Origin of the sequence: Streptomyces sp. col6, assembly GCF_008042035.1 — a bacterium.
In the GTDB taxonomy this organism is placed as follows: Bacteria; Actinomycetota; Actinomycetes; order Streptomycetales; family Streptomycetaceae; genus Streptomyces.
Window position 1 is genome coordinate 769036 of the sequence record NZ_RDBL01000013.1, and the last position, 14590, is coordinate 783625.

Here is a 14590-nt window from a genome sequence, read left to right on the forward strand (position 1 = left end):
CGGACCCGGCATAAGGAGCGAGCGTGGCCGGACCGACGACCGCCCAGCGCGGTGCAGGGAAGCAGGAGGACGCCCCGGACCGGCCGCCGCCCTCACGTCCCGAGGGGCGCCGCCTGTCCCGCCGCCGGCTGCTGGTCCTGATCGCCGCGGCCGTGCTGCTGCTCGGCTCCGGCGTCGTGTGGGCGCTGTACGGCTCCTCCTGGCTGAGAGTCGAACAGGTCAGGATCACCGGGGTGCGGGTGCTCGCCCCGGCCGAGGTGGAGCGCGCGGCGGAGGTGCCCATGGGCTCCCCGCTCGTCTCCGTGGACACCGGCGCGATCGAGAAGAGGTTGCGCCAGAAGTTGCCTCGTATCGATTCGGTGGATGTCGTACGGTCATGGCCGCACGGGATCGGACTTAAAGTGACCGAACGACGGCCGGTCCTGTTGGTGAAAAAGGGCGCGAAGTTCATCGAAGTGGACGCCGAGGGCGTGCGCTTCGCCACGGTGGACAAGGCGCCGGGGCGGGTGCCTCTGCTGGAACTGGCCTCGGCCCGCTCCGCGAGTCTCCGCCGTTTCGGCAGCGACCGGCTGGTGCGGGAAGCGGTCCGGGTCGCGGGCGACCTCCCGGACGGTGTCGCCGAGGACACCCGGGTCGTCCGGGTCGCCTCGTACGACGCCATCTCCCTGGAGCTCAGCGGGGATCGCACGGTGATGTGGGGAAGCGGCGAAGCGGGCGCGGTGAAGGCGAGAGTTCTCACCGCTCTCATGAAGGCCGCACCCAAAGCGGGACACTTCGACGTGAGTGCACCCACCGCTCCTGCGGCGTCGGGCAGTTGACGCACATACGGCCTGGCCAGCACCCTGGTTGGTCAGCGCTACGGGTGATCACATAGGGTGAAAAGAAAAACGGGAGGTTCGGCGTGTTCGTTGAACGTGCGCCACTTGTCGACTTAGTGTCCTGTTCGGAAGAGTCCATGAAGCAGACACACTGGTAACCCTAAACTTGAACGTTAGGGTTTGGGTCGGCGTTCGGACCGTCCCAATCGGCATCCGTCGTCGCGGCGGGATCACCGCGAAGCGACGACACGTAACTCGAGGCGAGAGGCCTTCGACGTGGCAGCACCGCAGAACTACCTCGCAGTCATCAAGGTCATCGGTGTCGGCGGCGGTGGTGTCAATGCCATCAACCGAATGATCGAGGTCGGTCTCAAGGGCGTCGAGTTCATCGCGATCAACACGGATGCGCAAGCCCTGTTGATGAGCGACGCCGACGTCAAGCTCGACGTCGGCCGCGAACTCACCCGTGGCCTCGGCGCCGGGGCGAACCCGGCCGTCGGTCGTAAGGCGGCAGAGGACCACCGTGAGGAGATCGAGGAGGTCCTCAAGGGGGCCGACATGGTCTTCGTCACCGCAGGCGAAGGCGGCGGCACCGGCACCGGTGGCGCCCCCGTCGTCGCCAACATCGCGCGCTCGCTCGGCGCCCTGACGATCGGTGTGGTCACCCGCCCGTTCACCTTCGAGGGCCGGCGTCGCGCGAATCAGGCGGAAGACGGCATCGCCGAACTCCGCGAAGAGGTCGACACCCTCATCGTCATCCCCAACGACCGGCTGTTGTCCATCTCGGACCGCCAGGTCAGCGTGCTCGACGCGTTCAAGTCGGCGGACCAGGTCCTGCTCTCGGGCGTCCAGGGCATCACCGACCTGATCACCACTCCGGGCCTGATCAACCTCGACTTCGCCGACGTCAAGTCGGTCATGTCGGAGGCCGGGTCGGCGCTCATGGGCATCGGTTCCGCCCGCGGCGACGACCGCGCGGTGGCCGCCGCGGAGATGGCGATCTCCTCGCCGCTCCTGGAAGCGTCCATCGACGGCGCCCGCGGCGTCCTGCTCTCCATCTCCGGCGGCAGCGACCTCGGTCTCTTCGAGATCAACGAGGCCGCCCAGCTGGTGAGCGAGGCGGCGCACCCCGAGGCGAACATCATCTTCGGCGCGGTCATCGACGACGCCCTCGGCGACGAGGTGCGGGTCACCGTCATCGCGGCGGGCTTCGACGGCGGACAGCCGCCGGCCCGGCGGGAGATCGCACTCGGCGGCAACACCGCCAAGCGCGAGGAGCCGGCCCCGACGCCGGTCAGGGCCGCCGCCGAGCCGGTGCGTCAGTCGGGCGGGCTGGGTTCCGTGCCGCCGCGCGAGGAGCCGTCGCCGCACGCCGAGCCGGCTCCGGTGTCGGGCGAGACCCACCTTCCGCCGGTCGTCTCTCCGCCGCACGTTCCGCCGGCCCGTCCCTACTCGGACTCCCAGGCCGAGGAGCTGGACGTACCGGACTTCTTGAAGTGATAGGTCCGCACGACGCAGTGAGCTCGAAGGTTTCTGTCTTTTCGCGGGGCGGCGCTCACTTCTCCTTCACCGACAGGTGGGGCGGAGTGAGCGCCGCTCCGTACGCGGAGCTCAACCTCGGCGGCGCGGTCGGTGACGACCCCGCCGCCGTTCTGGCCAACCGGAAGCGCGCCGCGCGGGCCCGGGGGCTCGACCCGGCGCGGGTCGTCTGGATGAACCAGGTCCACGGCCGTGACGTGGCCGTGGTCGACGGGCCCTGGGGCGACGCCCGGGAGATTCCCGCCGTCGACGCGGTGGTGACGGCGCGGCGCGGACTCGCCCTCGCCGTGCTGACCGCCGACTGCACGCCCGTCCTGCTCGCCGACCCGGAGGCGGGCGTCGTCGCCGCGGCGCACGCGGGCCGGCCGGGGCTGGTCGCCGGCGTGGTGCCGGCCGCGGTCGAGGCCATGGTGCGGCTCGGCGCGGAGGTCTCCCGGATCACCGCCCGTACCGGACCGGCCGTCTGCGGGCGGTGCTACGAGGTGCCGGCGACGATGCGGGACGAGGTCGCCGCGCGCGTGCCCGGTTCGTTTTCCGAGACCAGCTGGGGCACTCCGGCGGTGGACGTCACCGGCGGGGTCCACGCCCAGCTGGCGGAACTCGGAGTCACCGACCGGCACGCCTCGCCCTTCTGCACCCTGGAATCGGGCGACCACTTCTCGTACCGACGCGACCGCACCACCGGGCGGCTCGCCGGATATGTCTGGCTGGACTGATAGGGCATGACGGAACGCAAGGAACAACTCGCCGCCAATCTGGCGCGGGTGGAGGAGCGGATCGCCTCGGCCTGCGCCGCGGCCGGGCGCGCGCGGGACGAGGTGACCCTCATCGTGGTCACCAAGACCTACCCCGCGAGCGATGTGCGGATCCTGCACGGACTCGGTGTGCGTCAGGTCGCGGAGAACCGTGACCAGGACGCGGCCCCCAAGGCGGCCGCATGTGCGGATCTGTCCCTCTCCTGGCACTTTGTCGGTCAATTGCAGACCAACAAGGTTCGTTCGGTGGCCGGTTACGCCGATGTCGTGCAGTCGGTGGACCGTACGAAGCTGGTGACCGCCCTCTCGTCGGCGGCCGGCCGGGGCGGCCGCGAACTCGGCTGCCTCATCCAGGTCGCGCTCGACGCGGAGAGCGGCGAGCGGGGTGCCCGGGGTGGCGTGGCCCCGGACGGGATCGAGGAGTTGGCGGACGCGGTCGCCGCCGCGCCCGGACTGCGGCTGGACGGGCTGATGACCGTCGCGCCGCTCGTCGGGCCGTTCGCGGGGCGGCAACGGGCCGCGTTCGACCGGCTGATGGAATTCTCATCCCGGCTGCGCGGGAACCATCCGGCTGCGAACATGGTCTCCGCAGGGATGAGTGCGGACCTCGAGGACGCGATCGCGGCCGGAGCGACACATGTGCGCGTCGGTACTGCGGTACTCGGAGTCCGACCTGGGCTCGGGTAACGTCGCCAAGCAAGTCGGACCACAGCAGAAAATATGGTCATTACCGCCCAGGGCGGGCAGGCCGGAGTGGATCGCGGGCACTTGGTGACAGATGCCGATCCACCACAGAGCGGAGGACTCAGAGCATGGCCGGCGCGATGCGCAAGATGGCGGTCTACCTCGGCCTCGTGGAGGACGATGGGTACGACGGTCCGGGGTTCGACCCCGACGACGAATTCGAACCCGAGCCGGAGCCCGAGCGCGACCGGCGCCGGCACCAGCCCGCCCATCAGGTCGAGCGCGACCGGGAGCGGGACGAACCGGTACGAGCGGTGCAGCCGCCGGCGCAGCGGGAGCCCGTCCAGATCCCCGCGGAGCGCGAGCGACCCGCCCGGATCGCACCCGTGGCATCCATCACACCTGAACGTCCGAACATGGAGAAGAACGCACCGGTGATCATGCCCAAGGTCGTGTCCGAGCGGGAGCCCTACCGGATCACCACGCTGCACCCCAGGACCTACAACGAGGCCCGTACCATCGGGGAACACTTCCGTGAGGGCACTCCGGTGATCATGAATCTCACGGAGATGGACGATACGGACGCAAAGCGACTTGTCGACTTTGCCGCGGGACTCGTCTTCGGTCTCCATGGCAGCATTGAGCGAGTGACACAGAAGGTGTTCCTGTTGTCGCCTGCTAACGTCGATGTCACGGCGGAGGACAAGGCCCGCATCGCAGAGGGCGGATTCTTCAACCAGAGCTGAGAACACGACACCGGGAACAACCCGGCCGCGAGGCCGGAGCTACGAGAGCCAGGGGAGAGGGAAGCGCGAGAGATGGGCGTCGCACAAAGTGTTGTCTACATCGCGTTGATGTGTTTCCTCATCGTGCTGATCTTCCGGCTCGTCATGGACTACGTCTTCCAGTTCGCGCGTTCATGGCAGCCGGGCAAGCCGATGGTGGTCGTCCTGGAGACGACCTACACGGTCACCGATCCACCGCTCAAGCTCCTGCGGCGGTTCATCCCGCCGCTGCGTCTAGGGGGCGTGGCACTCGACCTGTCCTTCTTCGTTCTGATGATCATCGTTTCCATCCTGATCAGCATCGTGGTCAGGCTGTGAGCGATACGGTCTTGCCGACTGCCGACGACTACGTAGAGGTGAAGAAGAGATGCCGCTGACTCCCGAGGACGTGCGGAACAAGCAGTTCACGACGGTCCGCCTCCGAGAGGGCTACGACGAGGACGAGGTCGATGCCTTCCTCGACGAGGTCGAGTCGGAGCTGACCCGCCTGCTCCGTGAGAACGAGGACCTGCGCGCCAAGCTGGCCGCCGCCACGCGTGCCGCCGCGCAGAACCAGCAGCAGGGTATGCGCAAGCCGCCGGAGCAGCAGGACCGGCCCGGTGCGCCGGTGCCCGCCGCCATATCGGGCCCGCCGGTCCAGCAGCAGCCCCCGCAGATGGGTCCCCCCCAGCTGCCCGGTGGTGCTCCGCAGCTGCCCGCCGGTCCCAGCGGCCACGGCCCCCAGGGCCCGCACGGTCCCGGTCCGCAGGGCCCCCACGGCCCCGGCCCGATGCAGGGTGGTCCCATGGGCGGACCGATGGGCGGCCCCATGGGCGGTCACAACCCGCAGCAGCAGATGCAGCAGATGCAGCAGCCGCCGCAGATGCAGCAGCAGGGCCCCGGTGGCGACAGCGCCGCCCGTGTCCTGTCCCTGGCCCAGCAGACCGCCGACCAGGCGATCGCGGAGGCCCGTTCCGAGGCCAACAAGATCGTCGGCGAGGCGCGCAGCCGTGCCGAGGGCCTGGAGCGGGACGCCCGCGCCAAGGCGGACGCGCTGGAGCGGGACGCGCAGGAGAAGCACCGCGTGGCGATGGGCTCGCTGGAGTCGGCCCGCGCGACGCTGGAGCGCAAGGTCGAGGACCTGCGCGGCTTCGAGCGCGAGTACCGGACCCGTCTGAAGTCCTACCTGGAGAGCCAGCTGCGTCAGCTGGAGACCCAGGCGGACGACTCGCTGGCTCCGCCGCGCACCCCGGCCGCCGCGTCGCTGCCGCCGTCGCCCTCGCTGGCTCCGGCCGGTGCGGGGGCCATGGGGCACACCATGGGCGGCAACCACGGCGGTCACGGCAACCCGTCGATGGGCGGCGGCAACCCGTCCATGGGCGGTGGCCCGTCCTACGGCGGTCAGCAGCAGATGTCCCCGGCGATGACGCAGCCGATGGCGCCGGTGCGGCCGCAGGCGCCGCAGCCGATGCAGCAGGCGCCGTCGCCGATGCGGGGCTTTCTGATCGACGAGGACGACAACTGAGCGGGGCGCGCTCGTTGAGCGCGTAGCCGTCGGCAGGCTGAGGGCCGGGCCCCGGGGTTTCCCCGGGGCCCGGCCCTTTTGCGTGGCCGCTGCGCGGGGCTTGTCCCCTACTCGCCCCTTCCCGAAACTGGGGCTCCGCCCCGGACCCCGCGCCTCAAACGCCGGCGAGGCTGAAGGTTGCGGCGCGGCCGGATCAAGCCCCCCGGTGGGGAACAGCAAAGGGCCCGGCCGGAACGTTCTCCGGCCGGGCCCCTCGGGTTGCGGCTACGCCTTGCGGAGGCGGAACGTCAGGGACAGGCCCTCGTCCTCGAACGGGGCACCGTACGCGGCGTCCGCCTCGCCCTGTGCGTAGTCCGGGGCCAGGACCTCGTCCGCGATCAGGGCCGCGTGCTCGGCCAGGGCCTCCGCCGTCGCGGGCGACGTGGAGGTCCAGCGGACGGCGATGCGGTCCGCGACGTCCAGGCCGCTGTTCTTGCGGGCCTCCTGGATCAGGCGGATCGCGTCACGGGCCAGGCCCGCGCGCCGAAGCTCCGGCGTGATCTCCAGGTCCAGGGCGACCGTCGCGCCCGAGTCGGAGGCGACCGACCAGCCCTCGCGCGGGGTCTCCGTGATGATGACCTCGTCGGGGGAGAGGGTGACCTGCTCGCCGTCGACCTCCACCGAGGCCGTGCCCTCACGCAGGGCCAGGGAAAGCGCCGCCGCGTCCGCGTTCGCCACCGCCTTGGCCACCGCCTGGACGCCCTTGCCGAAGCGCTTGCCGAGCGTCCGGAAGTTCGCCTTGGCCGTGGTGTCGACGAGCGAGCCGCCCACCTCGGAGAGGGAGGCCAGCGAGGAGACGTTCAGCTCCTCCGTGATCTGGGCGCGCAGCTCCGGGGAGAGGGCCTCGAAGCCCGAGGCCGCGACCAGGGCGCGGGAGAGCGGCTGACGGGTCTTGACCCCCGACTCGGCCCGCGTGGCCCGCCCCAGCTCCACCAGGCGCCGCACGAGCGCCATCTGCGCCGAGAGGGCCGGGTCGGCCGCCGACGGGTCCGCCTTCGGCCAGGAGGACAGGTGGACGGACTCCGGGGCGCCCGGGGTGACCGGCACGACCAGGTCCTGCCAGACCCGCTCGGTGATGAACGGGGTCAGCGGGGCCATCAGCCGGGTCACCGTCTCGACGACCTCGTGCAGCGTGCGCAGCGCCGCCTTGTCGCCCTGCCAGAAGCGGCGGCGGGAGCGGCGCACGTACCAGTTGGACAGGTCGTCGACGAACGCGGAGAGCAGCTTGCCGGCGCGCTGGGTGTCGTAGCCCTCCAGCGCCTGCGTGGCCTCGTCGACCAGGGTGTTCAGCTCGCCGAGCAGCCAGCGGTCCAGGACCGTGCGGTCGGCGGGCGCCGGGTCCGCGGCCGAGGGCGCCCAGCCGGACGTACGGGCGTACAGGGCCTGGAAGGCGACCGTGTTCCAGTAGGTGAGGAGCGTCTTGCGGACGACCTCCTGGATCGTGCCGTGGCCCACGCGGCGGGCCGCCCAGGGGGAGCCGCCGGCCGCCATGAACCAGCGGACCGCGTCGGCGCCGTGCTGGTCCATGAGCGGGATCGGCTGGAGGACGTTGCCCAGGTGCTTGGACATCTTCCGGCCGTCCTCGGCGAGGATGTGACCCAGGCAGACGACGTTCTCGTAGGACGACTTGTCGAAGACCAGGGTGCCGATCGCCATCAGCGTGTAGAACCAGCCGCGGGTCTGGTCGATGGCCTCCGAGATGAACTGCGCAGGGTAGCGGCTCTCGAAGACCTCCTTGTTCTTGTACGGGTAGCCCCACTGCGCGAACGGCATCGAGCCCGAGTCGTACCAGGCGTCGATGACCTCCGGGACCCGGTACGCCTCCAGTTGGCAGCTCTCCTGCGTGCAGGTGAACGTGATCTCGTCGATGAACGGCCGGTGCGGGTCGAGGCCCGAGAGGTCGGTGCCGGTGAGCTCGCCCAGCTCGGCGCGGGAGCCCACGCAGGTGAGGTGGCCGTCCTCGCAGCGCCAGATCGGCAGCGGGGTGCCCCAGTAGCGGTTGCGGGACAGCGCCCAGTCGACGTTGTTGGTCAGCCAGTCGCCGAAGCGGCCGTGCTTGACCGAGTCCGGGAACCAGTTGGTCTTCTCGTTCTCCTGGAGCATCCGCTCCTTGACCACCGTGGTGCGGATGTACCAGGACGGCTGCGCGTAGTACAGCAGGGCCGTGTGGCAGCGCCAGCAGTGCGGGTAGCTGTGCTCGTAGGGGACGTGGCGGAAGAGCAGGCCGCGGTCGTTCAGGTCCTCGGTCAGGGCCTCGTCGGCCTTCTTGAAGAAGACGCCGCCGACCAGCGGCAGGTCCTCCTCGAAGGTGCCGTCGGGGCGGACCGGGTTCACCACCGGCAGCCCGTACGCCTTGCAGACCAGCAGGTCGTCGGCGCCGAAGGCGGGGGACTGGTGAACCAGACCCGTACCGTCCTCGGTCGTCACGTACGCGGCGTTGACGACGTAGTGCGCGGGCGCGGGGAAGTCCACCAGGGCGAACGGGCGCTCGTAGGTCCAGCGCTCCATCTCGCGGCCCGTGAACGACTGGCCGGTGAGCTCCCAGCCCTCGCCGAGCGCCTTCTCGGCCAGCGGCTGCGCGACGACGAGCTTCTCCTCGCCGTTCGTCGCGACGACGTAGGTCACGTCCGGGTGCGCGGCCACGGCGGTGTTGGAGACCAGGGTCCACGGGGTCGTCGTCCAGACCAGGAGCGCCGCCTCGCCGGCCAGCGGGCCGGAGGTGAGCGGGAAGCGCACGAAGACCGAGGGGTCGACGACCGTCTCGTAGCCCTGCGCCAGCTCGTGGTCGGACAGGCCGGTGCCGCAGCGCGGGCACCAGGGGGCGACGCGGTGGTCCTGGACCAGCAGGCCCTTGTTGAAGATCTCCTTCAGCGACCACCACACGGACTCGACGTACTCGGGGTCCATGGTGCGGTACGCGTTGTCGAGGTCGAGCCAGTAGCCCATGCGGGTCGTCAGCTCGGTGAAGGCGTCGGTGTGCCGGGTCACGGATGCGCGGCACCTGGCGTTGAACTCGGCGATGCCGTACGCCTCGATGTCCTTCTTGCCGTTGAAGCCCAGCTCCTTCTCGACCGCCAGCTCGACCGGCAGGCCGTGACAGTCCCAGCCGGCCTTGCGGCCCACGTGGTAGCCCTGCATGGTCCGGAAGCGGGGGAAGACGTCCTTGAAGACGCGGGCCTCGATGTGGTGGGCGCCGGGCATGCCGTTGGCGGTCGGCGGGCCCTCGTAGAACACCCACTCGGGGCGGCCCTCGGACTGGTCGAGGCTCTTGTCGAAGACCTTGTTGTCGCGCCAGAAGTCGAGCACGGCGTGCTCGAGCGCGGGCAGGTCGACCTGGGCGGGTACCTGGCGGTACTGCGGCGATGTCATGTGCGTGCCTCCTCCGGCGGACGTCTTCCACTTCCGTCGCAGGGACGAGAACCGACGCCGGTCCCCGCGGTACCACCCTCCTCGGCCCCGGGCGTGCGCCCCGGGCCCTTCATGGGGTGCGATGCCGGTTCTACTGGCCCCTCGGGGCTTTCTTCCGGCGGCTTTGGGGTTGATCTTCACGACGCGCTCGCCCCCGGGCTCCCACCGTCCCCGGGTCGCTGCCGGCTGCGTACGACGCTACTCGTCCCATCCACGCCTCTCGCTGGGGCCAGTCTACGGGGGCCCCACGCGCACGGCGTCCTACCGGCATACGGAGGGCCGGCGCGTGACCCGAATGGCCATACGGGCCGTACGGGGCCGGGGCGCGGCCCGGCGCGCGGCGGAAAGCCGGATTACCCGGCGGGGAGCTGGGCACAACGGATGCAGGCACGCGGTGATCCGGGAACGGGGAGGGGCGATGCGGCGGCGTGCCCCGTTGCCGCGGGGCCGGGGTCGACTTATCGTCCCAGCACGACTCGCGAGCAAGATCACACTGCGTGAAGGGGCCGCGGCCATGGTGGAGAAGAAGGCGCCCGGGAAGAAGGCGCCGGCGAAGAAGGCCGCGGCGAAGAAGACGGCGTCCGCAGCGAAGAAGGCGGCGAGCGGCCGGACCGCGCCGAAGAAGACCGGGGCCGCCGAGGCCCCGGAGACCACGGGGGCGGCCGAGGCCGCCGAGCAGACGGGAGCCCACACAGTGGTAGCCAAGAAGAGCGCGGCCAGGACCCGGACCGTGGACGAGGACACGGCACCCGTGCCGCCCGCCCGGGTCGCCACGGCGCCGGGAGAGCTGGCCGTACGGCCGGGCGAGGACCCCTGGACGCCGGAGGAGGTCGCGGCCGCGCGCGACGAGCTGACCGGCGAGAGCACCCGGCTCCGCAACGAGCTGGAGGCCTCGGGACTGGCGCTGGCCGGGCTGATGCGGGACTCCGGCGACGGGGCGGGCGACGACGAGGCCGACACCGGCACCAAGAACATCACCCGTGAGCACGAGATGCAGCTCGCCGCCAACGCCCAGGAGATGCTGGACCAGACCGAGCGGGCCCTGGCCCGGCTGGAGGCCGGTACGTACGGACTCTGCGAGGTCTGCGGCAAGCCGATCGGCAAGGCGCGGATGCAGGCGTTTCCCCGGGCCACGCTGTGTGTCGAGGACAAACAGAAGCAGGAACGACGAGGCTGATCCGCACACCTGTGCCGTACCCTCGTTCTCAATCGGGAACTAGGTTGAGGGACTCACGTGGCAGAGGCGGAGCGCATCATCGGTACGCCGGACATCACCGGGGCTGAGGGAAGCGGCGAGACCGGGCCGGACGGCGCGGCCGCTTCCCCGGAAGCCGGTGCGGCGGACGGGCAGGACACCGGCGCGACCGCTGCCGACGCGGAAGCCGAGGCGGAGGCGGCGGTCGACCGGTCGCCGGCCACCCGCCGGCGCCGCATCATCCTGCTGTTCTGCGTCGCGCTCGTCGCCTACCTGCTCGACCTGGGCAGCAAGATGCTCGTGGTGGCCAAGCTGGAGCACCAGGAGCCGATCGAGCTCATCGGCGACTGGCTCAAGCTCGACGCCATCCGCAACGCGGGTGCCGCCTTCGGGTTCGGCGAGGCGTTCACGATCATCTTCACGGTGATCGCGGCGACCGTCATCGTGGTGATCGCGCGGCTCGCGCGCAAGCTGTACAGCCTGCCCTGGGCCATCGCCCTCGGCCTGCTGCTCGGTGGGGCGCTGGGCAACCTCACCGACCGGATCTTCCGTGCGCCGGGCGTCTTCGAGGGTGCGGTGGTGGACTTCATCGCCCCCGCCCACTTCGCCGTCTTCAACCTGGCCGACTCCGCGATCGTGTGCGGCGGCATCCTGATCGTCCTCCTCTCCTTCAAGGGCCTGGACCCCGACGGCACCGTGCACAAGGACTAGCGGGGCGCAAGGACCGACGCGCGCAAGGCATACTCGACTGGTGAGTACGCAACCCGAGGTCCGCACCCTGCCCGTCCCCGATGGTCTGGAGGGCGAGCGCGTCGACGCCGCCATCTCCCGGATGTTCGGGTTCTCCCGCACCAAGGCCGCCGATCTGGCCGCCGCCGGCAAGGTGCAGGTGGACGGCTCGGTGGTCGGGAAGTCCGAGCGGGTGCACGGCGGTGCCTGGCTCGAGGTGGAGATGCCGCAGGCGGCCGCGCCGGTGCAGATCGTCGCCGAGCCCGTCGAGGGCATGGAGATCGTGCACGACGACGACGACATCGTGGTGATCGCCAAGCCGGTCGGCGTCGCCGCGCACCCCAGCCCCGGCTGGACCGGTACCACCGTCATCGGCGGCCTCGCCGCGGCCGGGTACCGGATCTCGACCTCCGGCGCCGCCGAGCGCCAGGGCATCGTCCACCGGCTCGACGTCGGCACCTCCGGCCTGATGGTCGTCGCCAAATCCGAGCGCGCCTACACCTCGCTGAAGGCCCAGTTCCGCGACCGGGTCGTCGAGAAGAAGTACAACGCGCTGGTCCAGGGCCACCCGGACCCGATGAGCGGCACCATCGACGCCCCCATCGGCCGCCACCCCAACCACGACTACAAGTGGGCGGTCGTCGCGGACGGCAAGGCCTCGGTGACGCACTACGACCTCATCGAGGCGTACCGGGCCGCCAGCCTCCTCGACATCAAGCTGGAGACCGGCCGCACCCACCAGATCCGGGTGCACATGTCCGCCCACCGCCACCCCTGCGTCGGCGACCTCACCTACGGCGCCGACCCGACCATGGCCAAGCGCCTCGGCCTGACCCGACAGTGGCTGCACGCGGTCAAGCTGGGCTTCGAGCACCCCTCGGACGGGAGCTGGGTGGAGTTCACCAGCTCCTACCCCGACGACCTGCAGCAGGCGCTGGACCGGATCGCGGCGGAGAGCCAGTGACGGCCCCGGCCCCCGCGTACACCACCCGTACCGTCACCGGTGAGCGGGACCTCGCGGCCTGCTTCCGGTTGCGCAAGGACGTCTTCGTCCGCGAACAGAACGTGCCCGAGGAGCTGGAGTACGACGCCTACGACGCGGAGGCGGTGCACGTCATGGCCGTCGCGGCCGACGGCACCACCCTCGGTACCGGCCGGCTGCTGCACGGCCCCGCCGCCGTGGCGCACACCGGCGCCGACCGCACGGTCGGCTCGCTGGGCCGGCTCGCGGTGGGCAAGGAGGCGCGCGGCCTCGGCGTCGGCGCCGCGCTCGTCCGGGCCATCGAGGACGCCGCCCGGGACCACGGCCTGGCCGCCGTCGACCTGCACGCCCAGACGCACGCGCTGCGCTTCTACGAGCGCCTCGGCTACGAGCCGTACGGCCCCGAGTTCATGGACGCGGGCATCCCGCACCGGGCGATGCGCCGGACGATCTGACGCCCCGCCGCACCCCTGACCCGGGCGCGCCGAGGGCACATGGCAGGGTGAGGGGCATCGGCCGGGCGGACACCGGGCCCGGCCGGAGCGCTTCGGAAGGCACCCCGTGGACCAGATGTCACTCCTGCTCCTGCTGCTGCTCGGAGCCGTGGTCACCGTTCCGCTCGGGGACCGGCTGAAGCTGCCGGCGCCGGTGCTGATGACGCTCTTCGGTGTGGTGCTGGCCTTCGTCAGCTTCGTGCCGAACGTGGACATCCCGCCGGAGATCATCCTTCCCGCCCTGCTGCCCCCGCTGCTCTACGCCTCGGTGCAGCGGACCTCCTGGCGGCAGTTCGCGGCGAACAAGCGGCCCATCTTCCTGCTGGCCGTCGCGCTGGTCTTCCTGACCACGGCGGCCGTCGCGGCGGTGGCCCACGCGATCGTGCCCGGCCTGCCCCTCGTGGCCGCCGTCGCGCTCGGCGCGCTCGTCGCCCCGCCGGACCCGGTCGCCGCCACCGCCGTCGCCGGCTCGGTCGGGCTGCCCCGCCGGCTCGTCTCCATCCTGGAGGGCGAGGGCCTCTTCAACGACGTCACCGCGATCGTGCTGTACCACGTGGCCATCGCGGCGGCCGTCAGCGGGACCTTCTCGCTGCCCGAGGCCTTCGGACTGCTCGCGCTGTCCGCCGTGGTCGCCGTCGCGGTCGGCATCGCGCTCGGCTGGCTCACCATCAAGCTCATGGGGCTGCTCGGCGACGCCACCCTCCAGGTCGGCCTGACCCTGCTGGTGCCGTTCGTCAGCTACGTGCTCGCCGAGGAGCTGATGGGCTCCGGTGTGCTCGCCGTCCTGATGACCGCGATCTTCCTCGCCGAGCACACCGCGGACGCCGACGACGTCCTCGGCCGGCTCACCGGACGCACCTTCTGGGAGATCGTCGACACCCTCGTCACCGGCATCGCCTTCGGGCTGATCGGCCTCGAACTGCACAACGTGTTCGGCACGGCGGACGGGCGCGAGCTGGAGATGGCCGGCTGGGGCCTCGCCGTCGTCGCGGTCGTCGTCGGCGTACGGCTCCTCTATCTGCTGCCGGCCACCTGGCTGGCCAAGCGGCTGCACACCCGGCGCGACGTCAGCGAGGAGATCCCGACCAGCTGGCGGGAGACCGTCATCATGTGGTGGGCCGGGATGCGCGGGGTGGCCTCCGTCGCGCTGGCCCTCGCGATCCCGCTGGAGACGGACGACGGCAAGCCGTTCCCCGGCCGCGACGAGATCGTCTTCATCGCGTTCTCCGTGATCATGGTGACTCTGGTCTTCCAGGGGCTGACGCTGCCGTGGCTGGTGCGGCGGCTCGGGGTGCGCGCCGACACCGACGCCGAGGCGGCCCTGGAGAAGGACCTCGCGATCCGGGCGGCCAAGGCGGCCAGGCAGCGGCTCAAGGAGATCGAGGACACCGAGGACTTCCCCGAGGAGGTCACCGAGCGGCTGCACCGGCTCGCCTACGACGTGGGCGCGAGGATCAGCCCCGAGATGGTCGACGACGAACGGCGCGACGCCTACGCCAAGCGCGTCGAGCGGTTCCAGGCCGTCAGCCGCATCCAGCGCGAGATGATGTCGGCCGCCCGCCACGCGGTGCTCGCCGCCCGCAGCGAGCCCGGCTCGGACCCCGAGGTCGTCGACCGGGTGCTGCGGCAGCTGGACGTCCGCAGTCTGCGCTGAGCGG

13 protein-coding genes are annotated in these 14590 nt (G+C 71.1%); 12 read left to right on the plus strand and 1 reads right to left on the minus strand.

From position 1 onward, the window contains the following. Nucleotides 1-23 precede the first annotated feature (23 nt). From EAO73_RS20100 to EAO73_RS20130, 7 genes are all read left to right on the plus strand, one after another. A complete protein-coding gene (locus EAO73_RS20100) occupies nucleotides 24-818 on the plus strand; it encodes a cell division protein FtsQ/DivIB (protein WP_147972894.1) in 795 nt (264 codons plus the stop codon). Between the two features lie 276 nt (nucleotides 819-1094). Beyond that, nucleotides 1095-2318, plus strand: coding sequence for a cell division protein FtsZ (gene ftsZ / locus EAO73_RS20105; RefSeq protein WP_147972895.1), 1224 nt, complete (start codon nucleotides 1095-1097; stop codon nucleotides 2316-2318). Then, on the plus strand, nucleotides 2315-3073 hold the full coding sequence (gene pgeF / locus EAO73_RS20110; RefSeq protein WP_191134152.1) for a peptidoglycan editing factor PgeF: 759 nt from the start codon (nucleotides 2315-2317) through the stop codon (nucleotides 3071-3073). The genes ftsZ and pgeF overlap by 4 nt, the downstream gene beginning before the upstream one ends. Nucleotides 3074-3079: 6 nt before the next feature. Beyond that, nucleotides 3080-3799: a YggS family pyridoxal phosphate-dependent enzyme gene (locus tag EAO73_RS20115; protein WP_147972897.1), complete on the plus strand. Its 720-nt coding sequence runs from the start codon at nucleotides 3080-3082 to the stop codon at nucleotides 3797-3799. A 125-nt stretch (nucleotides 3800-3924) separates the two neighbouring features. After that, entirely contained in the window at nucleotides 3925-4542 is a 618-nt protein-coding gene (locus EAO73_RS20120; protein WP_018104459.1) for a cell division protein SepF, read from the plus strand. 72 nt (nucleotides 4543-4614) lie between these two features. Next, nucleotides 4615-4899: a YggT family protein gene (locus EAO73_RS20125; protein ID WP_018104460.1), complete on the plus strand. Its 285-nt coding sequence runs from the start codon at nucleotides 4615-4617 to the stop codon at nucleotides 4897-4899. Nucleotides 4900-4948: 49 nt separating this feature from the next. Continuing rightward, nucleotides 4949-6085, plus strand: coding sequence for a DivIVA domain-containing protein (locus EAO73_RS20130; protein ID WP_147972898.1), 1137 nt, complete (start codon nucleotides 4949-4951; stop codon nucleotides 6083-6085). 264 nt (nucleotides 6086-6349) lie between these two features. Here the strand turns inward: EAO73_RS20130 and ileS are convergent, their stop codons facing one another. After that, nucleotides 6350-9493 carry an isoleucine--tRNA ligase gene (gene ileS / locus EAO73_RS20135; RefSeq protein ID WP_147972899.1) on the minus strand — a complete coding sequence of 1048 codons (3144 nt, stop codon included), beginning with the start codon at nucleotides 9491-9493 and terminating at the stop codon, nucleotides 6350-6352. A 553-nt stretch (nucleotides 9494-10046) separates the two neighbouring features. Between ileS and EAO73_RS20145 the strand changes: the two genes are divergently transcribed. The 5 genes from EAO73_RS20145 (at nucleotide 10047) to EAO73_RS20165 (ending at nucleotide 14586) form a co-directional block, all read left to right on the plus strand. Then, complete coding sequence (locus EAO73_RS20145) at nucleotides 10047-10709, plus strand: TraR/DksA family transcriptional regulator (protein WP_147972900.1); 663 nt, start codon at nucleotides 10047-10049, stop codon at nucleotides 10707-10709. A 57-nt stretch (nucleotides 10710-10766) separates the two neighbouring features. Then, nucleotides 10767-11438, plus strand: coding sequence for a signal peptidase II (gene lspA, locus EAO73_RS20150; protein WP_147972901.1), 672 nt, complete (start codon nucleotides 10767-10769; stop codon nucleotides 11436-11438). A gap of 40 nt (nucleotides 11439-11478) precedes the next feature. Beyond that, on the plus strand, nucleotides 11479-12420 hold the full coding sequence (locus EAO73_RS20155) for an RluA family pseudouridine synthase (protein ID WP_147972902.1): 942 nt from the start codon (nucleotides 11479-11481) through the stop codon (nucleotides 12418-12420). After that, a complete protein-coding gene (locus tag EAO73_RS20160; protein ID WP_147972903.1) occupies nucleotides 12417-12893 on the plus strand; it encodes a GNAT family N-acetyltransferase in 477 nt (158 codons plus the stop codon). The genes EAO73_RS20155 and EAO73_RS20160 overlap by 4 nt, the downstream gene beginning before the upstream one ends. Before the next feature lie 106 nt (nucleotides 12894-12999). Continuing rightward, complete coding sequence (locus EAO73_RS20165; RefSeq protein ID WP_147972904.1) at nucleotides 13000-14586, plus strand: Na+/H+ antiporter; 1587 nt, start codon at nucleotides 13000-13002, stop codon at nucleotides 14584-14586. Nucleotides 14587-14590 lie beyond the last annotated feature (4 nt).